Origin of the sequence: Orlajensenia flava (genome assembly GCF_004801905.1) — a bacterium.
Taxonomy (GTDB): Bacteria; Actinomycetota; Actinomycetes; order Actinomycetales; family Microbacteriaceae; genus Orlajensenia; species Orlajensenia flava.
In genome coordinates, this window is sequence record NZ_SSSN01000004.1 from 57,126 (window position 1) to 79,591 (window position 22,466).

Consider the following 22,466-nt stretch of genomic DNA (forward strand, 5'->3'; position numbering starts at 1 on the left):
TCCCGGCAGGCTCGAATGCACTGCTCAGCTACTACTTGATCGACCCGCCAGCGGCGACGATCTTCTGCTCTGCGGAGTCGGAGACCTTGTCGACGGCCACGGTGAGCTTGACGGCGATGTCGCCGCTGCCCAGGACCTTGACCTTCTCGTTCTTGCGCACGGCACCCTTGGCGACCAGGTCGCTCACAGTGACGTCTCCACCCGAGGGGTACAGCTCGGCGAGCTTCTCCAGGTTGACGACCTGGTACTCGACGCGGAACGGGTTCTTGAAGCCGCGGAGCTTCGGGGTGCGCATGTGCAGCGGCATCTGCCCACCCTCGAAGCCGATCTTGACCTGGTAGCGGGCCTTACTGCCCTTGGTACCGCGACCGGCGGTCTTACCCTTGGATCCCTCACCACGGCCGACGCGCGTGCGCGCCTTCTTCGCGCCGGGAGCCGGACGGAGGTGGTGCACCTTGAGCACGTGCTCGCGGGTGGCGGGGGCGTCGCCAGCCTTCGCCGCCGGCTTCGCAGCGGTGGTGGCCGAAGCCTTGTCCGCGGCAGCAGCCTGGGGGGCGGCAGCCTTCGAAGCGGCGGCCTTGGGGGCAGCAGCCTTGGCGGCGGGCTTCTTCTCGGTCGCTGCCTTCGGGGCGGCAGCCTTCGAAGCGGCAGCCTGGGGAGCTGCGGCCTTGGCGGCCGGCTTCTTGTCCGCCGCGGCCTTCGGGGCTGCGGTCTTGGAGGCGGCCGCCTTGGGGGCTGCAGCCTTCTTCTCGGCGGCAGCCTTCGGGGCTGCAGCCTTCTTCGGAGCCTTCTCGGCGTCCTTCTTGGCCTCGGCCATTAGTCGATCTCCTCAACCTTCACCAGGTGAGCGACGGTGTTGACATAACCACGGTTCTGAGGGTTGTCCTCGCGAATCACGGTCTGCCCGATCTTCCTGAGCCCGAGGCTCCGAAGGGTGTCGCGCTGGTACTGCTTCTCACTGACTTTGGACTTGATCTGGGTCACCTTGAGCTGCGCCATCACGCACCTGCCTTCGCTGCGGCGGCCTCGGCCGCCTGGGCCTCGGCACGCAGCAGGCGAGCCGGAGCGACCTGGTCGTAGTCGAGGCCACGACGCGCGGCGACCGCACGGGGCTCCTCGAGCTGCTGCAGGGCCTCGACCGTGGCGTGCACGATGTTGATCGTGTTCGACGAGCCGAGTGACTTGCTCAGCACGTCGTGGATGCCGGCGCACTCGAGCACGGCGCGAACCGGACCACCGGCGATGACACCGGTACCGGCGGCAGCGGGACGCAGCAGGACGACGCCTGCTGCGGCCTCACCCTGCACGGGGTGCGGGATGGTGCTGCCGACGCGCGGGACGCGGAAGAAGTTCTTCTTCGCCTCCTCGACGCCCTTGGAGATGGCGGTCGGGACCTCGCGGGCCTTGCCGTAGCCGACGCCCACCAGGCCGTTGCCGTCACCGACGACGACGAGCGCGGTGAAGCTGAAGCGACGACCACCCTTGACGACCTTCGAGACGCGGTTGATGGTGACGACGCGCTCCAGGAACTGGCTCTTGTCGGCGTCGCGGCTTCCGCGGTCACGGTTGGGATTGCGCTCGCGGCCACCACGACGAGCCTCACGAGGCTCCGTCTTGGTCTCCGTCGACGCCGCGGTCTCCACCGGTGCCTCTACGGTCACTTCTTGCTCCTTGTTGGGGGTGTTCTCACTCACAGGTTGAGACCTGCCTCTCGAGCTCCTTCGGCGATAGCAGCGACGCGACCCGCGTACTTGCTACCACCACGGTCGAATACGACGGCCTCGATGCCGGCGGCCTTCGCACGCTCGGCGACGAGCTCGCCGACCTTGCGGGCCTTGGCGGTCTTGTCACCGTCGAAGGTGCGCAGGTCGCTCTCCATGGTCGACGCGCTGGCCACGGTGTGGCCCTTGCTGTCGTCGACGACCTGGACGAAGACGTGCCGTGCGGAACGGGTGACGACGAGACGCGGACGCAGCTCGCTGCCGACGACCTTCTTGCGAAGGCGGGCGTGGCGGCGCGAACGCGCAGCCGACTTGGTCTTTACAGCCATGATTACTTACCTGACTTTCCGGCCTTGCGACGCACGACCTCGCCGGCGTAGCGGATGCCCTTGCCCTTATAGGGCTCCGGCTTCTTGATCTTGCGGATGTTCGCAGCCGTCTCGCCGACGGCCTGCTTGTCGATGCCGGCGACGGTGATCTTGTTGTTGCCCTCGACGGTCAGGGTGATGCCCACGGGGGGCTCGACCGTCACGGGGTGGGAGAAGCCCAGCGCGAACTCGACCGCGCTGCCCTTCTGAGCGACGCGGTAACCGGTGCCGACGATCTCGAGGCCCTTGGTGTATCCGTTGGTGACGCCGATGATCTGATTGGCGATCAGCGTGCGGGTGAGACCGTGCAGCGAACGCGAGGCGCGCTCGTCGTCGGGGCGGCTGACGAGGACCTGGTTGTCCTCGATCTTGGCCTCGATCGGGTTGGCGACGGTGAGCGAGAGCTCGCCCTTCGGGCCCTTCACGGTGACGGCCTGGCCGTCGACCGCGACGGTGACGCCGGCGGGGATGTCAATGGGGAGTCGACCGATACGTGACATGTCGGATTACCACACGTAGGCGAGGACTTCCCCACCCACGCCCTTCTTCTCGGCCTGGCGGTCGGTGAGCAGACCGCTGGAGGTGGACAGGATGGCAACGCCGAGGCCGCCGAGCACCTTGGGGATCTCGGTGGACTTCGCGTACACGCGCAGTCCGGGCTTCGAGACCCGCTTGATGCCGGCGATCGACCGCTCGCGGTTCGGGCCGAACTTGAGCTGCAGCGTGAGCGTCTGGCCCACGCGAGCGTCAGCGACGTCGAAGCCGGCGATGTAACCCTCACGCTGGAGGATCTCGGCGATGTGCGACTTGAGCTTGGAGTGCGGCATCGACACGGAGTCGTGGTGTGCCGAATTCGCGTTGCGCAGTCTGGTCAGCATGTCTGCGACCGGATCTGTCATCGTCATTTCAGATGTGTCCTTTTCACTCGGTTTCGGTCATCCGTTACACGGAAGCCGACCTTCTGTGTTCAGGTGGGGCGGATGCCGCACCTGGTCGGTTCGCCTCGCCGCCCGTCCTCGCGGGGGGCGGCGGAGCAAACCCGCCTATCTTACTAGGAGTTCTCGGCCGTGCGGAACGGGAACCCGAGCTGCTTGAGCAGCGCGCGGCCCTCGTCGTCGCTCTTGGCGGTGGTCACCACGGTGATGTCCATGCCGCGAACGCGGTCGATCTTGTCCTGGTCGATCTCGTGGAACACGCTCTGCTCCGTGAGACCGAAGGTGTAGTTGCCGTTGCCGTCGAACTGCTTGTCCGACAGTCCGCGGAAGTCGCGGATGCGGGGCAGCGCGAGCGAGAGCAGACGGTCGAGGAACTCCCACATGCGGTCGCCACGGAGGGTGACGTGCGCGCCGATGGGCTGGCCCTCGCGCAGCTTGAACTGAGCGATCGACTTGCGAGCCTTGGTGACCTGCGGCTTCTGGCCGGTGATCTTGGTGAGGTCGGCGATCGCGCCGTCGATGACCTTGCCATCGCGTGCGGCCTCGCCGACACCCATGTTGACGACGATCTTCACGAGGCCGGGAACCTGGTGAACGTTGGTGTATCCGTTCTCCTTGGTCAGCTCGGCCGAGATCTCGCTCTTGTACTTCTGCTTGAGGCGGGGCTGGATTTTGCCAGCCACTGCGGTGTCGCTCATTACAGGTCCTTACCTGACTTCTTGGCGTAACGAACGCGGACCGTCTTGGAGACGCCGTCCTTCGTGACTACCTCTTCGCGGAAGCCGACGCGGGTCGGCTTCTTGGACTCGGGGTCGATGAGCGCGACGTTGGAGAGGTGGATGGGGGCTTCCATCGTCTCGATGCCGCCGGTCTTCGTGCCACGCTGCGTCTGGCCGACGCGCACGTGCTTGGTCACGAAGTTGATGCCCTCGACGATGACGCGGTTCTTCTCGACCTGCACCTCGATGACCTTGCCCTGCTTGCCGCGGTCTCCACCGCGGGCCTGGCTGCGGCCCGAGATGACCTGGACGAGGTCACCCTTCTTGATTCTCGCCATGATTTAGATGACCTCCGGTGCCAGCGAGATGATCTTCATGAACTTCTTGTCGCGGAGCTCGCGACCGACCGGTCCGAAGATACGGGTGCCGCGAGGGTCACCGTCGTTCTTCAAGATCACTGCGGCGTTCTCATCGAACTTGATGTACGACCCGTCTGCACGACGGGTGTTCTTCTTGGTACGGACGATGACGGCCTTGACCACATCGCCCTTCTTGACGTTTCCGCCGGGGATGGCGTCCTTCACCGTCGCGACGATGGTGTCGCCGAGACCGGCGTAACGACGCTTCGAGCCACCGAGAACGCGGATCGTGAGCAGCTCCTTGGCGCCGGTGTTGTCGGCGACCTTGAGGCGTGATTCCTGCTGAAGCACTTCTTACTCCTTCTATCAAGCAAGCCGGAGGCTTACTTGGCCTTCTCGAGGATCTCGACCAGGCGCCAGCGCTTGGAGGCGCTGAGGGGACGGGTCTCGTTGATCAGGACGAGGTCGCCGATGCCGGCGGTGTTCGCCTCGTCGTGCGCCTTCACCTTGGAGGTGCGGCGGATGACCTTGCCGTAGAGCGGGTGCTTCACGCGGTCCTCGACCTCGACGACGATGGTCTTGTCCATCTTGTCGCTCACGACGTAGCCGCGACGCACCTTGCGGTAGCCGCGCGCCTCGACGTCCTTGACGTCATGCGCAGCGGACTCGTGGCCCGTGGTTTCCTTGGCGGTTGCCATGATCAGGCCTCCTTCGTCTCTGCGGCCTCGGCGGCGCCATCCGTCGCCTTGGCCTTCTTGCTGCTCTTCTTCTCGGCCTTGGCCGGAGCCTCGACGGGTGCGGGAGTGGCACGGATGCCGAGCTCGCGCTCACGGATGACCGTGTAGATGCGGGCGATGTCGCGCTTGACCGCGCGCAGGCGGCCGTGGCTCTCGAGCTGACCGGTGGCCGACTGGAAGCGCAGGTTGAACAGCTCCTCCTTGGCCTTCTTCAGCTCTTCGACGAGTCGCTCGTCTTCGTAGGTGTCGAGCTCGACGGTAGCGAGCTCCTTGGTGCCGATCGCCATTATGCGTCGCCCTCCTCGCGCTTGATGATGCGTGCCTTCAGGGGCAGCTTGTGAATCGCACGGGTCATCGCCTCACGGGCGAGCTCTTCGGAAACACCGGAGACCTCGAACAGGACGCGGCCCGGCTTGACGTTGGCGACCCACCACTCGGGCGAACCCTTACCGGAACCCATGCGGGTCTCGGCGGGCTTCTTCGTGAGCGGACGGTCGGGGTAGATGTTGATCCACACCTTTCCACCACGCTTGATGTGACGCGTCATGGCGATACGAGCTGCCTCGATCTGACGGTTGGTCACGTAGGCGGGCGTCAGGGCCTGGATGCCGAACTCACCGAAGGTGACCCGGGTTCCACCGGTGGCCTGGCCGGAACGGCCGGGGTGGTGCTGCTTGCGGTGCTTGACTCGACGGGGAATCAACATTATGCGCTCGCTCCTTCCAGAGCCGGTGCCTCGGCGCCGCGGGGCGCACGACGCGGGCGGTCGCTGCGCTCGGGGCGCGACGACTTCTGGCCGGCCTGCTCGCGTGCGAGCTCCTTGTTGGTGATGTCGCCCTTGTAGATCCAGACCTTCACGCCGATGCGGCCGAAGGTGGTCTTGGCCTCGTAGAAGCCGTAGTCGATGTTCGCGCGGAGCGTGTGCAGGGGCACACGGCCTTCGCGGTAGAACTCCGACCGGCTCATCTCGGCGCCGCCGAGGCGGCCGGAGACCTGGATGCGGACACCCTTGGCACCGGCGCGCTGAGCACCCTGCAGACCCTTGCGCATGGCGCGACGGAAGGCGACGCGAGCAGAGAGCTGCTCGGCGATGCCCTGCGCGACGAGCTGGGCGTCGGCCTCGGGGTTCTTGACCTCGAGGATGTTCAGCTGGATCTGCTTCTTGGTGAGCTTCTCGAGGTCGGAGCGGATGCGCTCCGCCTCTGCACCGCGACGACCGATCACGATGCCCGGACGCGCAGTGTGGATGTCCACACGCACACGGTCACGGGTGCGCTCGATCTCGATGCGCGAGACGCCCGCGCGGTCGAGCGAGGTCTGCAGCAGCCGGCGGATCTTGATGTCCTCGGCGACGTAGTCGGCGTAGCGCTGACCCGGCTTCGTCGAGTCGGAGAACCAACGCGACACGTGGTCGGTGGTGATTCCGAGACGGAAGCCGTACGGGTTTACCTTCTGGCCCATTACTTCGTACCCTCCTCAGGAGTGGCGAGCACAACAGTGATGTGGCTGGTGCGCTTGTTGATGCGGAAAGCGCGGCCCTGTGCGCGCGGCTGGAATCGCTTGAGGGTGGTGCCCTCGTCGACGAATGCCCGGCTCACGTACAGGTCCTGCTCGTCCAGGTAGGTGTTCGAGGCGTCTGCCTTGACTCGCGCGTTGGCGATGGCCGAGGCCACCAGCTTGTACACGGGCTCGCTCGCACCCTGGGGGGCGAACTTCAGGATGGCGAGAGCCTCCTGTGCCTGCTTACCGCGGATGAGGTTGACGACGCGACGAGCCTTCTGGGGGGTGACGCGGATGTGTCGCACGCGTGCGATCGACTCCACCATTTCTTCTCCTCCTATCGTCGCCGCTTAGCGGCGACGGCCCTTCTTGTCGTCCTTCACGTGTCCACGGAAGGTACGGGTGGGCGCGAACTCGCCGAGCTTGTGCCCGACCATGGTCTCGGTGACGAACACCGGGATGTGCTTGCGACCGTCGTGAACCGCGATGGTGTGTCCCAGCATGGCCGGGATGATCATCGAGCGGCGCGACCAGGTCTTGATCACGTTCTTGCTCTTGGACTCGTTCGCCGAGATCACCTTGCGAAGCAGGTGCTCGTCGACGAAGGGGCCCTTCTTCAGACTGCGTGGCATCTTCTACAACTCCTACTTGCGCTTCTTGCCGACGGTGCGGCGGCGAACGATGAGCTTGTCGCTCTCCTTGTTGGGGCGACGGGTGCGGCCTTCCTTCTGGCCCCAGGGGCTCACAGGGTGGCGTCCACCGGAGGTCTTGCCCTCACCACCACCGTGCGGGTGGTCGACGGGGTTCATGGCCACGCCACGCACGGTCGGGCGGATGCCCTTCCAGCGGTTGCGACCGGCCTTGCCCCAGTTGATGTTGGACTGCTCGGCGTTGCCGACCTCGCCGATGGTGGCGCGGCAGCGCGCATCGACGTTGCGGATCTCGCCCGACGGCAGACGGAGCTGCGCGTAGGGGCCGTCCTTCGCGACCAGACGCACGGATGCGCCGGCCGAGCGGGCCATCTTCGCGCCGCCGCCGGGCCGGAGCTCGATGGCGTGGATGACGGTACCGGTGGGGATGTTGCGAAGCGGCAGGTTGTTGCCCGGCTTGATGTCAGCGCCGGCGCCCGACTCGATCAGGTCGCCCTGCGCGAGCTTGTTGGGAGCCAGGATGTAGCGCTTGGTGCCGTCGACGAAGTGCAGCAGCGCGATGCGCGCGGTGCGGTTGGGGTCGTACTCGATGTGAGCGACCTTGGCCGGCACGCCGTCCTTATCGTTGCGACGGAAGTCGATCACGCGGTACTGGCGCTTGTGGCCACCACCGATGTGACGGGTTGTGATGCGGCCCTGGTTGTTGCGGCCACCGGTCTTCGACAGCGGCTTCAGCAGCGACTTCTCCGGCGTCGACCGGGTGATCTCCGCGAAGTCCGCGACCGAGGAACCGCGACGACCGGGGGTCGTGGGCTTGTATTTGCGAATAGCCATTCTTATTCCTCTGCTCCCTAGCCGACAGCCGTGAAGATGTCGATGGAACCGGACTTCAGCGTGACGATGGCACGCTTGGTGTCCTTGCGCTTGCCGATGCCGAACTTGGTACGACGGGTCTTGCCCTGACGGTTCAGGGTGTTCACCGAATCCACCTTCACCTTGAAGATCGACTCGATGGCGGCCTTGATCTCGGTCTTGTTGGCGCGGGGGTCCACGACGAACGTGTACTTGCCCTCGTCGATCAGGCCGTAGCTCTTCTCGGAGACGACCGGCGAGATGATGATGTCGCGCGGGTCCTTGTTGTTGGCGGCGCTCATGCGGACACCTCAACCTTCTTGGTCTTAGCTGCGACGAACGAGTCGAAAGCGGCCTTCGTGAAGACGATGTCGTCGGAGACGAGCACGTCGTAGGCGTTCAGCTGGTCGGCCGGCAGCACGTGCACGGTCGGGATGTTGCGCACGGCCTTGAGTGCCTGCTCGTCGCCCCGCTCGAGAACGATGAGCACGTGACGCGAGATGGCGATCTGGTCGAGGAGCGTGATGACGGCCTTGGTCTTCGGGGTCTCACCGATGGTGAGCGACTCGACGACGTGCACGCGGCCTCCGCGAGCGCGGTCCGAGAGCGAGCCGAGCAGAGCCGCGGCGATCATCTTCTTGGGGGTGCGCTGCGAGTAGTCGCGGGGGGTCGGTCCGTGGACGATTCCACCGCCGGTCATCTGAGGGGCGCGGATCGAGCCCTGACGAGCGCGACCGGTTCCCTTCTGCTTGAACGGCTTGCGGCCGGCTCCGGAGACCTCACCACGGTTCTTGGTCTTGTGCGTGCCCTGACGGGCGGCAGCGAGCTGCGCGACGACGACCTGGTGGATCAGCGGGACGTTGGTCTGAACGTCGAAGAGCTCGGCGGGGAGCTCCACGGTGCCGGACGTCTTGCCGGTCACGTCGAGGACGTCGACGGTGTTGGTAGCGGTAGCCATGCGGTTACGCCCCCTTCACTGCGTTGCGAACGAATACGAGACGGCCACGAGCGCCGGGCACGGCGCCCTTGACCAACAGGAGGCCCTTCTCGGCGTCGACCGAGTGGACCTTGAGGTTCATCACGGTCACGCGCTCGGCGCCCATGCGGCCCGCCATCCGCATGCCCTTGAAGACACGGCTGGGGGTCGAGGATGCACCGATCGAGCCGGGCTTGCGGTGGTTGCGGTGCGAACCGTGCGATGCCGAGACGCCCTTGAAGTTGTGGCGCTTCATGACACCGGCGGTTCCCTTGCCCTTGCTGGTGCCGACGACGTCGACGAGCTGGCCTGCCTCGAACACGCCATCGGCGGTGAGCTCCTGGCCGAGCGTGTAGTCGGCGGCGTCAGCGGTGCGGACCTCGGTGAGGTGGCGGCGCGGCGTGACGCCGGCCTTCTCGAAGTGTCCGGCGGAGGGCTTGTTAACCTTGCGGGGGTCGATCTGGCCCGCGGCGATCTGCACGGCGCTGTAGCCGTCGACCTCGGGGGTGCGGATCTGGGTGACCACGTTCGGGTTGATCTCGATGACGGTCACGGGGACGAGCTTGTTGTTCTCATCCCACACCTGGGTCATGCCAAGCTTCGTGCCGAGCAGACCCTTGCTGGTCTTGTTAGCAGTAGACATGGTCGTTCCCTTAGAGCTTGATCTCGATGTTGACATCGGCAGGCAGGTCGAGACGCATCAGCGAGTCGACGGCCTTGGGCGTCGGGTCGATGATGTCGATGAGACGCTTGTGGGTGCGCATCTCGAAGTGCTCGCGGCTGTCCTTGTACTTGTGGGGCGAACGGATGACGCACACCACGTTCTTCTCGGTCGGCAGGGGCACGGGGCCGACCACGGTCGCGCCTGCACGGGTCACGGTGTCGACGATCTTTCGCGCCGAGGTGTCGATGACCTCGTGGTCATACGACTTGAGACGAATGCGGATCTTCTGTCCCGCCATGTTGCGACTCTTCTCTCTTGTTGAGGCGTCTTACATCCGTGAGGCTGCATTGGACGCCGTGTAGCACTGGTTCGCACCACTGTTTATCTGTCAATCTCCGACCCGCGCGAAACCTGGCGGCTCCGATGCCGGGTCGAAGGCCATCGACGCTCGGACCGGAGTCCGCGCGAACGCAGGGCGGATGCCCGGCGCCGTGATTGTCGATGAAGTCGTGTTCTGCTGCCCGCGGCCTAACCTGATCCCAGTCGGAGGTTATGCACTGCCTGGCAGTGATCCAATCAGCGCGCTGAAGCACGCCGTTCGAAATGTTGAACTCATCTACTTTGCCATAGTCCGACAGCACCTGCAAGCCCGGGCGTGTCGCGCCCGCGTACGCCCGGCGCTTTCCCAGCCTGAGGGCCTCGTGCACACGCTCCGCTCAGGAGATCGCGCGCGATTCAGGCTCTGATACGGGGTGCCAGCCTGAGCAGCGAACGATTGCCTGAATGCAGGGCGGGATCACGTTCATGCGGTGGCGCGCGCCTCGCGGGTACGGGCGAGGTGCAGCAGCAGAACGGCGAGCGCCATGAGCACGCCGGCGGCGAGCAGGGCGGGTGCTCCTCCCCCGAACCGAACGATCACGGCACCGACCGCCCCTCCGGCTCCCATGGCAACGACGGCGAGAAGACGTCGGCGCCAGCGGTCGCCGGTGCCTCCCGCGAGACGCGAGTCGATGGCCAGGTTCGCGAGGGTGGACGTGACGACGATGGTGGTGACATCCGTGATTCCAGCCGCTCTCACCGCCGCGGCCTGAGCGCCCATGACGACGGCGAGCGCGGCCGTCACCGAGAGCAGCACCCAGCCGTCGAGGTGATGGATGATCAGCCAGAACACCCCGAGGACGAGGGCCAGGCCGGCGGATGCGCCGAGCACGGCGAGGTTGGCGCTCGGCAGGCGGCTGACGTGGGTGCGACCGCGGACCGCCCTCGCGCACGACAGCGCGCCCACGACGAAGCCGACGAGCGCGACGGCGTTGTTGAGCAGCGGAGTGGTGCCGGTGCCAGCGAGTCCGAACCCGATGAACAGCACGTTGCCGGTCATGTTGCCGGTGAAGACCTTATCCAGGGCGAGGTAGCTGACCGCATCGACGATGCCGGTGGCGAAGGTCAGCACCTGCAGCGCCGGGATGAACAGTCGATCCAGACGCGTCGTGGCCGCGGCATCCGTCATGGACACCACGGTAGCCGTCGGCCGAGGGGGCAGGATGGAGGCATGAGCCACGACACCGTCCTTCCGGCCGAGCGCAGTGCACACGGCAGCGTCTCAGCGACCAGAGTGGGTACTCGCACCTATCGCGGCACGAACGAGCGCGGGGCCACGGTGCTCATCGGGCCGGAGGAGGTGCCCGACGCGTTCAGTCCTGGTGAGCTGTTCAAACTGGCGCTGGCCGGATGCGCCGGCCTCAGCGCTGACCGCGTGATCGCGCGGCGGCTCGGCGACGACTTCGGCGCGACCTTCTGGGCGCACGGTACGTCCGACGAGGCGACCAACCGTTACACGGCGGTGGACGAGGAAATCGTCGTGGCCGGACTGGCCGACCTCGACGACGCGGAACGGGCCAAGCTGCTCGACCTCATCGAACGCTCCATCGAGCGCGCGTGCACGATCGCCCGCACCGTCCGCGAGGTCGTGGAGCTCTCCACGACCGTCGCGGACGTGAACGGCGACTGAGCGCCGTCCGCTGCGTCAGCCCTTCGTCGCGCCGGCCAGCAGTCCGCGCACGAAGAACCGCTGCAGGGAGAAGAACACGATCAGCGGCACGATGATCGAGATGAACGCGCCGGCGGACTGCAGGTACCACTTGTCGCCCCACGACCCGGACAGCGAGTTGAGCGTCTGGGTGAGTGGCAGCGATGAGGATGGAGCGAAGATCGTCGCCACGAGCAGGTCGTTCCACACCCAGATGAACTGGAAGATCGCGAACGAAGCGATCGCCGGCATCGAGAGCGGAAGGATGATCCGGAAGAAGATCTGACCGTGACCGGCCCCGTCCACCCGCGCCGCCTCGATGAGCTCACTCGGGATCTCCGCGATGAAGTTGTGGAGCAGGAAGATGGCCAGCGGCATCGCGAAGACCGCGTGGGCGATCCACACCGTCGCGAAGCTGTGGTCGGCATCCCTCAGCGTGAACCCCGGGAAGATCCCGACGCCGTTGATCGTGAGCCCCTTCGAGAACAGGCTCAGGAGCGGCACGAGCGCCATCTGGATCGGCACGATCTGCAGCGCGAACACGAAGACGAAGACCGCGCTGCGGCCCCAGAAGGGGATCCACGCGAAGGCGTAGGCCGCGAGCGTCGCGATGGCGATCGGGATGAGCGTCGCCGGGATGGCGATCGCGAGGGAGTTGAGGAACGAGTCGCCGAGGGTGAGGGCGGTGCCGCCCGAGTTGAGCGCCTCTCCGTAGTTCTCGAGCGTGAAGTTCGGGTTGACGAAGATCGTCCACCATCCCGAGGTCGTCGAGTCCGCTCCAGGACGGAACGAGGTCACGAGAAGACCGAACGTGGGAATCGTCCAGACGAAGGCGATGATGATCGCCGCGATCGTCGCGCCCTTCGAGGTCAGGCGCTTCTGCACCTCGTTCTCGTTCCTGCGGGTTTCGCGCGCCACCGCGCGCACGGCTTTCCGATCGAGCACCGGCTGGGCATCGATGACCATCAGCGCACCTCCTTCTGCTTGCGCATCTGTCGCACGTTGTAGACGATCAACGGCATCACGAACAGGAACAACACGAACGCCAGTGCCGAGGAGTGTCCGTAACTCTGGAACCGCTGCTGCTGATTGACCATCTCGAACGCGACCACGGTGGAGTTGGATCGACCGCCGGTCATGACCGCGACGATGTCGTACACCTTGAGGGATGCAATCGTGATGGTGGTGAGCACGACGATGAGCGACGAGCGGATGCCGGGGACCGTGATGTTCCGGAACCGCTGCCAGGCGTTGGCGCCGTCGAGGGAGGCCGCCTCGGTCTGTTCGATGGGCACGGCCTTGATCGCGGCCGACAGGAACACCATCGCGAAGCCCGTCTGGGTCCAGATGAACACGACGAGTAGGCACAGCGTGTTGATGAACGGCTGCGCGTCGAGCCAGGACACGGGCTGACCGCCGAACATCTGGATGATGGCGTTGAGCAGGCCGATCTGCTGGCCCTCGCGGTAGTCGTAGATGAACTTGAAGATGATGCCCGCACCGACGAACGAGATGGCGACCGGCATGAAGACGAGCACCTTGAGCACGCGCTCGCCCCGGGCCCGGTCGATGAACACCGCGTAGGCGAGGCCGAGCACGATCGAGACCGTCGGGGCGAAGACAGCCCAGATGAGGGTGTTGATGACCGACCAGAAGCCGTCGGGGTTGGTGAACACCCAGACGTAATTGCCGAGCCCGACGAACTCCTTACCCGTCTTGTCCAGGAACGACGCCACGACGGTCGACAGTGCCGGGTAGATGAGCCCGACCAGGATGAGGATCGTCGCGGGCGCCAAGAAGAGGGCCAACTGGAACGCGTAGCCGGAGCCCTGCCGTGCCCGGTAGTCGGCGAAGAACAGCAGCGCGCCGGCCAGCAGCGCGATGGCCACGATGTAGACCGCCGCGTTCTGGTACGGGCGCAGGACCATGAAGGCGATGAACGGGATGACGAAGCACGCGACCAGTCGCAGCCAGAAGTAGATCCGTCCGGGCCGGGGCGCGTACTCGATCAGGAGCACGATCGCGCCGATGACGAGCCCGAAGACGACGACGACGATCGGGATCTGGACGAGCGGATTGAGCGCGCCGATCCAGACGAAGAAGTTGTTGAGTGAGAAGCCGAGCGACACGGGCAGTGCGTCGTCGTTCGGCGCACGCGTGACCATGAAGATGAAGAGGGCGACGATCAGGACTCCCGCGACGGCGAGGATCGTCCCCGTTACCCGGCGGGAGAGCCTCCTGTCCATCTGCGGTGATCCGGCGGCGACGGTGCCTGCCATGGGTGGGCCTTTCTCTGCAGCGAGGAGGAGCTGGGGTCCTGCGTGGCGGATGGTGAGAAGCGGGGCCGCTCGCGATGGCGAGCGGCCCCGGTCGTGCCTGGACTAGTTGTTGTATCCAGCCTGGATGGCGCTCAGCACCTGTTCGGTCGGCGTGCCGTCGACCCAGTTGACCATGCCCTTCCAGAAGGATCCCGAGCCGACCGTCGCCGGCATCAGGTCGGACGCGTCGAAGCGAGAGACGGTGTCCTTGTCCTGAAGCGTCTTCATGGCGTCGGTAAGGAACTGGCTCGATGCGAGCGAGGCGTCCGCGCCATTGTTGGCCGAGATGACGCCGCCGAGCTTGACGCGCGTGTCCGCGAACTCGGGCGTGGTCATCCATTCCTGGAGCTTCTGCACCGAGGCGTCCTTCGAGAAGGAGGCGACGAACTCGCCGCCGGCCTCGACCGAGCTCGAGCCTTCTGTGACACCCGGCAGCAGGAACGCGTAGACGTCTCCATCGGGCGCGATGGTGGGAGTCTTCCCATCCTTGTTCTTCACCGTGAGGAAGTTGGAGGAGAGGAACGACGCCTGGTGCGTCATGGCGCAGGAGCCGTCGGCCACCTTGGCCGCGACATCCGCGAATGCCGTCGAGTTGATGCTCTTGACGTCGCCGAAGCCCGCGTTGACGTAGTCGGGGTCGAGCAGGATCTTGCCCACCGAGTCGAACGCGTCCGCGATCGGCTGGTCGGTGAACTTGACCTTGCCGGAGACCCAGTCATCGTAGGTGTCTGGGCCGGCCTGGCGGAGCACGAGGTCCTCGATCCAGTCGGTGCCCGGCCATCCCGAGGCGTCACCCGAGGCGAACCCGGCGCACCACGGCGCCTGGCCGGTCTTGTCGCGGATCGTCTTCGTGAGGCTCAGCAGGTCGGCGTACGTCTTGGGAACCGAGACGCCCCACTCCTTGAACTGCGCCGGCGAGTACCAGACGTAACCCTTGACGTTGGCGAGCATCGGGGCGGCGTAGAAGGTGCCGTCGATCGAGCCATAACCCTTCCAGGACGACGACCAGTACTTCTCGACGTTCGACTCGACGGTCGAGCTCGGCTTCACGACGTCGTCGGTTCCGACGAGCGTCTTCAGAAGGCCCGGCTGCGGGACGATCGCGATGTCGGGAGCTGATCCGCCCGAGACCTTCGTGACGATGTTTCCCTCGAAGCCCTTGTCACCGGTGTACTTGACCTTGGTGCCGGTCTCCTTGGTGAACTTGTCGAAGGTCTGCTGCAGCTTCGTCGCCTCGTCACCGGTGATGCCGCCCGAGACCTGAATGGTTCGGCTGCTCGAGCCGCCGGTGCTGGCGCTGTCGGTGCATCCGGTCAGCGCAAGACCCACTATGCCGACGACCGCCAGCGGGATCAGCATCCGCTTTGGCTTGCCCATGTGTCCTCCTCATCGAGGGCGCAGACGATCCGCGCACCTTTACGCTCGGTTCAGGAACCGATTCCAGATCAATGTAGGCCACAACGCGCCGCACCGCATAATGATCGATGATCACGACTTCATAACAGGCGATGGAGCGCTCTCTCGGCCAGCTATCCCCGATGTGGGTGGTATTGCCTGACTGGAACCGTTTCACGATAGCGGACCGTGAACCCCTATAATCGGCCGAAGACTCGTCGGCCGGTGCAAGGAGGCTCTCCGCCATGAGCGGCATCAGCGATGTGGCCAAGCTGGCCGGCGTGGGGAAGGCGACGGCGAGCCGTGCGCTGACCGGTCGGGGGTACGTGTCGGAGCCGACCAAGGTGCGGGTGGAGGAGGCGGCCAGGACTCTCGGTTACGTCCCGTCGACCAGCGCCGTGAGCCTCGCCACGGGCCGCACGCAGAACATCGGCGTGCTGATGCCCTATGTCACCCGGTGGTTCTTCGCGGAGGTGCTCGAGGGTATTCAGGCCGCTCTGATCGAACGCGGTCTCGATCTGACCCTCTACGACGCGAATCCGACCTCTGCCGGACGCCGTCAGATCTTCGAGCACTACCTCGCTCGCAAGCGATTCGACGGACTCATCGCCGTCGGACTCGAGCCCGAGCTCGAGGAACTGCCGCTCCTGATGGCCATCGGGAAACCCGTCGTCGGCGTCGTGGGCGAAGGATCCGAGACATCCGTGATCGAGATCGACGACCACAATGCCGCCCGTCGCGCGACCGACCACCTCATCACGCTCGGCCATCGTCGCATCGCGTTCGTGGGGGGCGGAGCGGAGGACTTCTGGGCGCACGTCGATCGGCGGCGGCTGGAGGGCTATCGGCAGGCCATGGCGACCGCCGGGCTCGCGCACGAGGCCGCGCACACTCCCTCCCGGATCTCGCTGCCGGGCGGATATGCCGCGGCTGTCGACCTCCTCGGCACGAGCGAGGGTCGGCCCACCGCCGTCGTCGCCGTGTGCGACGAGGTGGCCGTCGGCGCGATCATCGCGGCGCGGAGACTCGGCATCAGCGTGCCAGCGGACCTCAGCGTCGTCGGCATCGACGATCACGAGTACGCGGAGACGTTCGCGCTCACGACGCTCGAGCAGAAGCCGCGTCAGCAGGGCGTCAAGGCCGTCGAACTGCTCATGAGCGAGATCGCCGATCCGTCTCGACCGCCCGTGCACATCACCCTGCAGCCGCGTCTCATCGTGAGAGCCTCGACCGCCCCTCCGCGCGGCATGGGATCGGTCATCCGCACCGACTCGACCTTCGACGCCTGATCCGTTACGGTGCCGAGCACGTCTCGCGGACGGGTGGGTCGGGAGCGGCGATGACGGCACTCGTCGCGCCGCCGATGAGCAGGAGCACGAGCGCACCGGTGGCGGCGACGAGCCAGCCGGTCCCGGGCCGGGTGCGCGCGGTGGTGCCGAAGCGGATGGGGCGTTCGACGTAACGGGTCGTCGCACATCGCGCGGGACGACGAAGGGGCCGGGCCCGAAGGCCCGACCCCTGTCGGCATCTCGACCAACGGCCGCGACGGCCGCCTGCTCGATGAGCGGTGCTACTTGATGATGCTGGTGACCGTTCCGGCGCCCACGGTGCGTCCACCCTCACGGATGGCGAAGCCGAGGCCCTCCTCCATGGCGATGGGCTGGATCAGCTCAACGGTCATGTCGGTGGTGTCGCCGGGCATGACCATCTCGGTGCCCTCGGGCAGCGTGATGACGCCGGTGACGTCGGTGGTGCGGAAGTAGAACTGCGGACGGTAGTTCGCGTAGAACGGGTTGTGGCGTCCACCCTCATCCTTGGACAGGATGTAGGCGGTTCCCTCGAAGTTGGTGTGAGGGGTGACCGAACCCGGCTTGACGACGACCTGGCCGCGCTCGACGTCCTCGCGCTTGGTGCCGCGGAGGAGAAGACCGCAGTTCTCGCCGGCCCATGCCTCGTCGAGCTGCTTGTGGAACATCTCGATACCGGTGACCGTGGTCTTCTGCGTCGGGCGGATGCCGACGATCTCGACCTCGGAGTTGATCTTGAGGGTTCCACGCTCGGCGCGGCCGGTGACGACGGTGCCACGACCGGTGATCGTGAAGACGTCCTCGACGGGCATGAGGAAGGGCTTGTCCTTATCGCGCACCGGGTCGGGCACGGACGAGTCGACGGCCTCCATGAGGTCGAGGATGGACTGGGTCCACTTCTCGTCACCCTCGAGGGCCTTCAGGCCGGAGACCTGAACGACGGGCGCGTTGTCGCCGTCGAAGCCCTGGCTGGCGAGCAGCTCGCGGACCTCGAGCTCGACGAGCTCGAGGATCTCCTCGTCGTCGACCATGTCGGACTTGTTGAGCGCGACCAGCAGGTAGGGGACGCCGACCTGCTTGGCGAGCAGCACATGCTCGCGGGTCTGAGCCATCGGGCCGTCGGTGGCGGCGACCACGAGGATCGCGCCGTCCATCTGAGCAGCACCGGTGATCATGTTCTTGATGTAGTCAGCGTGACCAGGGGCGTCGACGTGCGCGTAGTGGCGCTTCGGCGTCTCGTACTCGACGTGCGAGATGTTGATCGTGATACCGCGCTGGCGCTCCTCGGGAGCGGAGTCGATCGACGCGAAGTCGCGCTGAACGTTGGTGGCCGACGGGTACTTGTCGGCGAGCACCTTCGAGATCGCTGCGGTGAGCGTGGTCTTGCCGTGGTCGACGTGACCGATCGTTCCGATGTTGACGTGCGGCTTGGTCCGCTCGAACTTGGCCTTGGCCACTGTGGGTCCTCCTCAGGACTCGTGTAAGCGCCGGGCGCTGAATTGCACTCGGTCTGTACGGGGATTGTGTTGTTATGTTACTTCAGTTTCCAGAAGGGGAGCTGGGGGCGACGGGCGCCCCCAGCCGGGGCGGAGTTACTCGCCCTTGTTCTTCTGGACGATCTCGTCGGCTACAGCCTTCGGGACCTCGGCATAGCTCTCGAAGGTCATCGAGTACACGGCGCGGCCCGAGGTCTTCGAGCGCAGGTCGCCGATGTAGCCGAACATCTCCGACAGCGGCACGTGGGCGCGAATGACCTTCACGCCACTGGCGTCCTCCATCGACTGGATCTGTCCGCGACGCGAGTTCAGGTCGCCGATGACGTCACCCATGTATTCCTCAGGGGTGCGCACCTCGACCGACATGAGCGGCTCGAGCAGAACCGGGTTCGCCTTGCGAGCGGCCTCCTTGAAGCCCATCGATCCGGCGATCTTGAACGCCATCTCCGAGGAGTCGACGTCGTGTGCTGCGCCGTCAAGGAGCGATGCCTTGACGCCGACCATCGGGTATCCGGCGAGGATGCCGTACTGCATGGCGTCCTGGAAGCCGGCGTCGACCGACGGAATGTACTCGCGCGGAACGCGACCACCCGAGACCTTGTTCTGGAACTCGTAGGTCTTGTCAGCCGTGACCTCGAGCGGCTCGAGGGCGAACTGGATCTTCGCGAACTGACCCGACCCACCGGTCTGCTTCTTGTGGGTGTAGTCGTGCTTCTCGACGGCCTTCTTGATCGTCTCGCGGTACGCCACCTGAGGCTTGCCGACGTTGGCCTCGACCTTGAACTCGCGCTTCATGCGGTCGACCAGGATGTCGAGGTGCAACTCGCCCATTCCCTTGATGACCGTCTGGCCGGTCTCCGCGTTCTGCTCGGTGCGGAAGGTGGGGTCCTCCTCGGCGAGCTTCTGGATGGCGGTGCCGAGCTTCTCCTGGTCGGCCTTGGTCTTCGGCTCGATGGCCACCTCGATCACAGGCTCCGGGAAGGTCATCGACTCGAGCACGACCTGGTTCGACGGGTCGCTCAGGGTGTCACCGGTGGTGGTGTCCTTGAGGCCGATGACCGCATAGATGTGGCCGGCGGTCACGAAGTCGACCGGGTTCTCCTTGTTGGCGTGCATCTGGAAGATCTTGCCGATGCGCTCCTTCTTGCCCTTGGTCGAGTTGATGACCTGGGCACCGGAGTCGAGTCGACCCGAGTAGACGCGCACGTAGGTGAGGCGACCGAAGAACGGGTGCGTGACGACCTTGAACGCCAGGGCGGCGAACGGCTCGGTCGCGTCGGCGTGACGCTCGATGATCTTCTCCTCGTCGCGCACGTCGTGGGCCTCGATGGCGGGGACGTCGAGCGGGCTGGGGAGGTAGTCGACAACCGCGTCGAGCATGGGCTGGACACCGCGGTTCTTGAACGCGGAGCCGCACAGCACCGGGTAGAGCTCGCTGTTGATGGTGAGCTTGCGGATGGCGCCCTTGATCTCGGCGACCGTGAGCTCCTCGCCACCGAAGTACTTCTCGAGCAGGGCGTCGTCGGTCTCGGCGACGGTCTCGAGCAGGACCTGGCGGTACTCCTCGGCCTTCTCCTTGAGGTCGGCCGGGATCTCCTCGATGGCGTACTTGGCACCCATCTCGACATCACCCTTGGCGTCTCCGCGCCAGGTCAGGGCACGCATCTCGACCAGGTCGACGACACCCTCGAAGTCACTCTCGGAGCCGATGGGCAGCTGGATGACCAGCGGCTTGGCGCCGAGGCGGTTGATGATGGTGTCGACCGTGAAGTAGAAGTCGGCTCCGAGCTTGTCCATCTTGTTGACGAAGCAGATGCGGGGGACGTCGTACTTGTCGGCCTGGCGCCAGACGGTCTCGGACTGGGGCTCGACGCCCTCCTTGCCGTCGAAGACGGCGACGGCGCCGTCGAGGACGCGGAGCGAGCGCTCCACCTCGACGGTGAAGTCGACGTGACCGGGGGTGTCGATGATGTTGATCTGGTTCTTGTCCCAGAAGCAGGTCGTCGCGGCAGACGTGATGGTGATGCCGCGCTCCTGCTCCTGCGCCATCCAGTCCATCGTCGAGGCGCCGTCGTGGGTCTCGCCGATCTTGTGGTTGACACCGGTGTAGAACAGGATGCGCTCGGTGGTGGTGGTCTTACCGGCATCGATGTGCGCCATGATGCCGATGTTGCGGACCTTGCTCAGGTCCGTGAGCACGTCGAGTGCCACAGGGTTCCTCCGAAAGAGTTGTGTTGTGAAAAAAAGGTGACGGATGTCGTGGGCTCAGCCCGCGGCATCCGTCACCGCGAGCCTGCTACCAGCGGTAGTGGGCGAATGCCTTGTTCGACTCGGCCATCTTGTGAGTGTCCTCACGACGCTTCACCGCGGCGCCGAGGCCGTTCGATGCGTCGAGGATCTCGTTGGTGAGGCGCTCGGTCATGGTCTTCTCGCGACGAGCCTTGGCATAGCTGGTGAGCCAGCGGAGGGCCAGGGTGTTCGCACGGTGCGGCTTGACCTCGACGGGGACCTGGTAGGTCGATCCGCCGACGCGACGCGAACGCACCTCGAGGGTCGGGCGCACGTTGTCGAGCGCCTTCTTCAGGGTGACGACAGCGTCCTGACCGTTCTTGGACGAGACGCCCTCGAGAGCGTCGTAGACGATGCGCTCTGCGATGGCCTTCTTGCCGTCCTTGAGGATCTTGTTGACGAGCTGGCTGACGATGGGCGCGCCGTAGACCGGGTCTGCGACGACGGGGCGCTTGGGTGCTGGTCCTTTACGAGGCATTACTTCTTGTCCATCTTCGCTCCGTAGCGGCTACGCGCTTGCTTGCGGTTCTTGACCGCCTGGGTGTCGAGTGCTCCGCGAACGATCTTGTAGCGCACACCGGGGAGGTCCTTCACACGACCGCCGCGCACGAGCACCATCGAGTGCTCCTGGAGGTTGTGGCCCTCGCCGGGGATGTAGGCGGTGATCTCGGTACCGTTCGAGAGCTTCACGCGCGCAACCTTGCGGAGGGCGGAGTTCGGCTTCTTCGGGGTGGTGGTGTAGACGCGCGTGCAGACGCCGCGCTGCTGGGGGTTGGCCTTCAGGGCGGGGGCCTTGGTCTTCGAGACCTTCGGCGTACGACCCTTTCGGACCAACTGCTGAATGGTTGGCACTTCTTCTCCTCTAAGTGACTGCACGGTGACAGTCGTTGATGGATTTGTTTCACATCACGACCCACCGGCTTCGCAGACGAGCGAAGCCTTCGTATGGTGGGTATGCCGTGGGGGTAGCCGCAGCTCCCTGACAGTGTCGGCCGCGTGAGCATCCGTTCCCGTCCCCGAAGGCACGAGTAAGGCGCGCACAGAGCGCACACCCGCAACAGCTTAGTCGGCACCGAGGCGCCGGTCAAACCGCGGTGGACCGCGCCATCCACCTCATGGCGCCCACCAAGAACACAACGTCCGCGAGGCGCTGGGCATTCCCTCAGCCGCCGGGCCAGAGCGGCGAGTCGAGCTCGCTCTCGAGGTCGGCGAGGAGCTGGGCGATCTGAGGCTCGACGATGGTCGACACCCCGTGCTGGATGCGCGGGCGCTGATGAGCCAACTCGACGCATACCCGCTTGCCGATCTGCTTGGCGTAGTCGTCGGCGAGCTTCACCTCTGCGCGGATGGCCTGCTTCTCCTCCTCGGTGAGGGGCTCGGGGGGCGGCGGAGCGGCGTCAGCGGCGGCCTGGCTCGCCAGCTCGCCCAGGGTGAACAGGAACGGCTGTCCTGCTTCGGGCTCGGGGTCGAGCTCCAGGCCGGCCGACTCCGGAGGCAGCCCCTCTCCCGGACGATACGGCCGGTGCGACTTGCGCTCCTCGGAGAGACGGATCTCGTGTCGCAGCAACGGGAGGTTGCGGTCGGTGTAGTCGTCGACGGCGGCGTCGATGATGAGCTTCATTCGCATCGACATGGCGTGCTGGACGCCGTGCGGGACATCCGTCGCCAGCCCTGCCGCGGCGATGATGGGCGAGCCGAAGCAGCGTCGGCACAGGCGCGTGCGCGACCGGTGCGTACCCGGCCGCCAGCGCGGCAGCCAGCGAAGCCAGTTGTCGACCTCGTGGCTCACCCGGGCTTCGATGGACCCTTCCACGTGATCACCGTACAGCCCGGCCGCGCGAATGGCGGGAATCCGGCGTCTGGACGACGAAACGCCCGGATGCTCTCGCATCCGGGCGTCGTCGAGAATGAATCAGCCGCCGGCGAGCTGCTGGTCGAGGTCCTGGATGGCCTGCATCATGCCCTTGAGCGAATCGCCCATGTCACCGATGCCATCCGTCGCGGTCTTCAGACCCGTCGTCAACTCCTCATACCCTTGACCGAACTTGCCCGACGCATGCTGCGTCTTGAAGTCATTGCCCAGCAGATCATCCACCGCGCTCTTGAGCTGGTCGAGCTGCCCCTGGATGTCATCGCGAGCAGCGCTCAGCTTGT

Annotated in this window: 32 protein-coding genes; 2 read left to right on the forward strand and 30 right to left on the reverse strand. The window is 65.6% G+C overall.

Annotated elements, in window-relative coordinates:
* Positions 1–31 precede the first annotated feature (31 nt).
* The 21 genes from rplO to E6C70_RS07695 form a co-directional block, all read right to left on the reverse strand.
* On the reverse strand, positions 32–817 hold the full coding sequence (rplO, locus tag E6C70_RS17005) for a 50S ribosomal protein L15 (RefSeq protein ID WP_136423920.1): 786 nt from the start codon (positions 815–817) through the stop codon (positions 32–34).
* Positions 817–999 carry a 50S ribosomal protein L30 gene (rpmD, locus tag E6C70_RS07600; protein ID WP_207670064.1) on the reverse strand — a complete coding sequence of 61 codons (183 nt, stop codon included), beginning with the start codon at positions 997–999 and terminating at the stop codon, positions 817–819. Before rpmD ends, rplO begins: the two co-directional genes overlap by 1 nt.
* Positions 999–1,661 (reverse strand): 30S ribosomal protein S5, encoded by a 663-nt coding sequence (rpsE, locus tag E6C70_RS07605; RefSeq protein ID WP_407921022.1) that lies wholly within the window; start codon positions 1,659–1,661, stop codon positions 999–1,001. Before rpsE ends, rpmD begins: the two co-directional genes overlap by 1 nt.
* Before the next feature lie 29 nt (positions 1,662–1,690).
* Positions 1,691–2,050 carry a 50S ribosomal protein L18 gene (gene rplR / locus E6C70_RS07610; RefSeq protein WP_136423926.1) on the reverse strand — a complete coding sequence of 120 codons (360 nt, stop codon included), beginning with the start codon at positions 2,048–2,050 and terminating at the stop codon, positions 1,691–1,693.
* 2 nt (positions 2,051–2,052) lie between these two features.
* Complete coding sequence (gene rplF, locus E6C70_RS07615) at positions 2,053–2,589, reverse strand: 50S ribosomal protein L6 (protein WP_136423928.1); 537 nt, start codon at positions 2,587–2,589, stop codon at positions 2,053–2,055.
* A 6-nt stretch (positions 2,590–2,595) separates the two neighbouring features.
* Positions 2,596–2,994, reverse strand: a complete 399-nt coding sequence (rpsH, locus tag E6C70_RS07620; RefSeq protein WP_136423930.1) for a 30S ribosomal protein S8 — start codon at positions 2,992–2,994, stop codon at positions 2,596–2,598.
* 146 nt (positions 2,995–3,140) lie between these two features.
* The gene (gene rplE, locus E6C70_RS07625) at positions 3,141–3,722 is read right to left on the reverse strand and encodes a 50S ribosomal protein L5 (RefSeq protein ID WP_136423932.1); all 582 of its coding nucleotides are present in this window, start codon (positions 3,720–3,722) and stop codon (positions 3,141–3,143) included.
* A complete protein-coding gene (gene rplX / locus E6C70_RS07630) occupies positions 3,722–4,081 on the reverse strand; it encodes a 50S ribosomal protein L24 (protein ID WP_136423934.1) in 360 nt (119 codons plus the stop codon). Before rplX ends, rplE begins: the two co-directional genes overlap by 1 nt.
* Before the next feature lie 3 nt (positions 4,082–4,084).
* Positions 4,085–4,453 (reverse strand): 50S ribosomal protein L14, encoded by a 369-nt coding sequence (gene rplN, locus E6C70_RS07635; RefSeq protein ID WP_056165742.1) that lies wholly within the window; start codon positions 4,451–4,453, stop codon positions 4,085–4,087.
* A 32-nt stretch (positions 4,454–4,485) separates the two neighbouring features.
* Positions 4,486–4,800, reverse strand: coding sequence for a 30S ribosomal protein S17 (gene rpsQ / locus E6C70_RS07640; RefSeq protein WP_136423936.1), 315 nt, complete (start codon positions 4,798–4,800; stop codon positions 4,486–4,488).
* Positions 4,801–4,802: 2 nt separating this feature from the next.
* Entirely contained in the window at positions 4,803–5,126 is a 324-nt protein-coding gene (gene rpmC / locus E6C70_RS17010) for a 50S ribosomal protein L29 (RefSeq protein ID WP_136423938.1), read from the reverse strand.
* Positions 5,126–5,545, reverse strand: a complete 420-nt coding sequence (gene rplP / locus E6C70_RS07650; protein ID WP_136423940.1) for a 50S ribosomal protein L16 — start codon at positions 5,543–5,545, stop codon at positions 5,126–5,128. Before rplP ends, rpmC begins: the two co-directional genes overlap by 1 nt.
* Positions 5,545–6,300 carry a 30S ribosomal protein S3 gene (rpsC, locus tag E6C70_RS07655; RefSeq protein ID WP_136423942.1) on the reverse strand — a complete coding sequence of 252 codons (756 nt, stop codon included), beginning with the start codon at positions 6,298–6,300 and terminating at the stop codon, positions 5,545–5,547. Before rpsC ends, rplP begins: the two co-directional genes overlap by 1 nt.
* Positions 6,300–6,665, reverse strand: a complete 366-nt coding sequence (gene rplV, locus E6C70_RS07660) for a 50S ribosomal protein L22 (RefSeq protein WP_136423944.1) — start codon at positions 6,663–6,665, stop codon at positions 6,300–6,302. The genes rpsC and rplV overlap by 1 nt, the downstream gene beginning before the upstream one ends.
* A 24-nt stretch (positions 6,666–6,689) precedes the next feature.
* On the reverse strand, positions 6,690–6,971 hold the full coding sequence (rpsS, locus tag E6C70_RS07665; protein ID WP_136423946.1) for a 30S ribosomal protein S19: 282 nt from the start codon (positions 6,969–6,971) through the stop codon (positions 6,690–6,692).
* A gap of 12 nt (positions 6,972–6,983) precedes the next feature.
* Positions 6,984–7,823 carry a 50S ribosomal protein L2 gene (gene rplB / locus E6C70_RS07670; RefSeq protein ID WP_136423948.1) on the reverse strand — a complete coding sequence of 280 codons (840 nt, stop codon included), beginning with the start codon at positions 7,821–7,823 and terminating at the stop codon, positions 6,984–6,986.
* Between the two features lie 17 nt (positions 7,824–7,840).
* Positions 7,841–8,143 (reverse strand): 50S ribosomal protein L23, encoded by a 303-nt coding sequence (gene rplW, locus E6C70_RS07675; protein ID WP_136423950.1) that lies wholly within the window; start codon positions 8,141–8,143, stop codon positions 7,841–7,843.
* The gene (gene rplD / locus E6C70_RS07680) at positions 8,140–8,799 is read right to left on the reverse strand and encodes a 50S ribosomal protein L4 (RefSeq protein ID WP_136423952.1); all 660 of its coding nucleotides are present in this window, start codon (positions 8,797–8,799) and stop codon (positions 8,140–8,142) included. Before rplD ends, rplW begins: the two co-directional genes overlap by 4 nt.
* Before the next feature lie 4 nt (positions 8,800–8,803).
* Positions 8,804–9,460 carry a 50S ribosomal protein L3 gene (rplC, locus tag E6C70_RS07685; RefSeq protein ID WP_136423954.1) on the reverse strand — a complete coding sequence of 219 codons (657 nt, stop codon included), beginning with the start codon at positions 9,458–9,460 and terminating at the stop codon, positions 8,804–8,806.
* A gap of 10 nt (positions 9,461–9,470) precedes the next feature.
* A complete protein-coding gene (rpsJ, locus tag E6C70_RS07690; RefSeq protein ID WP_005050520.1) occupies positions 9,471–9,779 on the reverse strand; it encodes a 30S ribosomal protein S10 in 309 nt (102 codons plus the stop codon).
* Between the two features lie 504 nt (positions 9,780–10,283).
* On the reverse strand, positions 10,284–11,039 hold the full coding sequence (locus E6C70_RS07695; RefSeq protein ID WP_207670061.1) for a YoaK family protein: 756 nt from the start codon (positions 11,037–11,039) through the stop codon (positions 10,284–10,286).
* Between E6C70_RS07695 and E6C70_RS07700 the strand changes: the two genes are divergently transcribed.
* The gene (locus E6C70_RS07700; protein ID WP_136423956.1) at positions 11,031–11,489 is read left to right on the forward strand and encodes an OsmC family protein; all 459 of its coding nucleotides are present in this window, start codon (positions 11,031–11,033) and stop codon (positions 11,487–11,489) included. The genes E6C70_RS07695 and E6C70_RS07700 overlap by 9 nt on opposite strands.
* A gap of 15 nt (positions 11,490–11,504) precedes the next feature.
* Here the strand turns inward: E6C70_RS07700 and E6C70_RS07705 are convergent, their stop codons facing one another.
* The 3 genes from E6C70_RS07705 to E6C70_RS07715 form a co-directional block, all read right to left on the reverse strand.
* On the reverse strand, positions 11,505–12,473 hold the full coding sequence (locus E6C70_RS07705; RefSeq protein WP_136423958.1) for a carbohydrate ABC transporter permease: 969 nt from the start codon (positions 12,471–12,473) through the stop codon (positions 11,505–11,507).
* Positions 12,473–13,786 carry a carbohydrate ABC transporter permease gene (locus E6C70_RS07710; RefSeq protein ID WP_136423960.1) on the reverse strand — a complete coding sequence of 438 codons (1,314 nt, stop codon included), beginning with the start codon at positions 13,784–13,786 and terminating at the stop codon, positions 12,473–12,475. The genes E6C70_RS07705 and E6C70_RS07710 overlap by 1 nt, the downstream gene beginning before the upstream one ends.
* A 102-nt stretch (positions 13,787–13,888) precedes the next feature.
* Complete coding sequence (locus tag E6C70_RS07715; protein ID WP_136423962.1) at positions 13,889–15,202, reverse strand: ABC transporter substrate-binding protein; 1,314 nt, start codon at positions 15,200–15,202, stop codon at positions 13,889–13,891.
* A gap of 263 nt (positions 15,203–15,465) precedes the next feature.
* Here E6C70_RS07715 and E6C70_RS07720 point away from each other — a divergent pair, with 263 nt between their 5' ends.
* Positions 15,466–16,509, forward strand: a complete 1,044-nt coding sequence (locus tag E6C70_RS07720) for a LacI family DNA-binding transcriptional regulator (protein ID WP_136423964.1) — start codon at positions 15,466–15,468, stop codon at positions 16,507–16,509.
* A 281-nt stretch (positions 16,510–16,790) separates the two neighbouring features.
* Here E6C70_RS07720 and tuf read toward each other — a convergent pair whose 3' ends face one another.
* From tuf to E6C70_RS07750, 6 genes are all read right to left on the reverse strand, one after another.
* A complete protein-coding gene (tuf, locus tag E6C70_RS07725) occupies positions 16,791–17,984 on the reverse strand; it encodes an elongation factor Tu (RefSeq protein ID WP_136423966.1) in 1,194 nt (397 codons plus the stop codon).
* Positions 17,985–18,119: 135 nt separating this feature from the next.
* Complete coding sequence (gene fusA, locus E6C70_RS07730; protein WP_136423968.1) at positions 18,120–20,234, reverse strand: elongation factor G; 2,115 nt, start codon at positions 20,232–20,234, stop codon at positions 18,120–18,122.
* A gap of 85 nt (positions 20,235–20,319) precedes the next feature.
* On the reverse strand, positions 20,320–20,790 hold the full coding sequence (gene rpsG / locus E6C70_RS07735) for a 30S ribosomal protein S7 (protein ID WP_136423970.1): 471 nt from the start codon (positions 20,788–20,790) through the stop codon (positions 20,320–20,322).
* On the reverse strand, positions 20,790–21,164 hold the full coding sequence (gene rpsL, locus E6C70_RS07740) for a 30S ribosomal protein S12 (RefSeq protein ID WP_136423972.1): 375 nt from the start codon (positions 21,162–21,164) through the stop codon (positions 20,790–20,792). The genes rpsG and rpsL overlap by 1 nt, the downstream gene beginning before the upstream one ends.
* 310 nt (positions 21,165–21,474) lie before the next feature.
* On the reverse strand, positions 21,475–22,125 hold the full coding sequence (locus tag E6C70_RS07745) for a spermidine/putrescine ABC transporter substrate-binding protein (protein WP_136423973.1): 651 nt from the start codon (positions 22,123–22,125) through the stop codon (positions 21,475–21,477).
* 99 nt (positions 22,126–22,224) lie between these two features.
* Positions 22,225–22,461 (reverse strand): WXG100 family type VII secretion target, encoded by a 237-nt coding sequence (locus E6C70_RS07750; RefSeq protein WP_407921024.1) that lies wholly within the window; start codon positions 22,459–22,461, stop codon positions 22,225–22,227.
* Positions 22,462–22,466 lie beyond the last annotated feature (5 nt).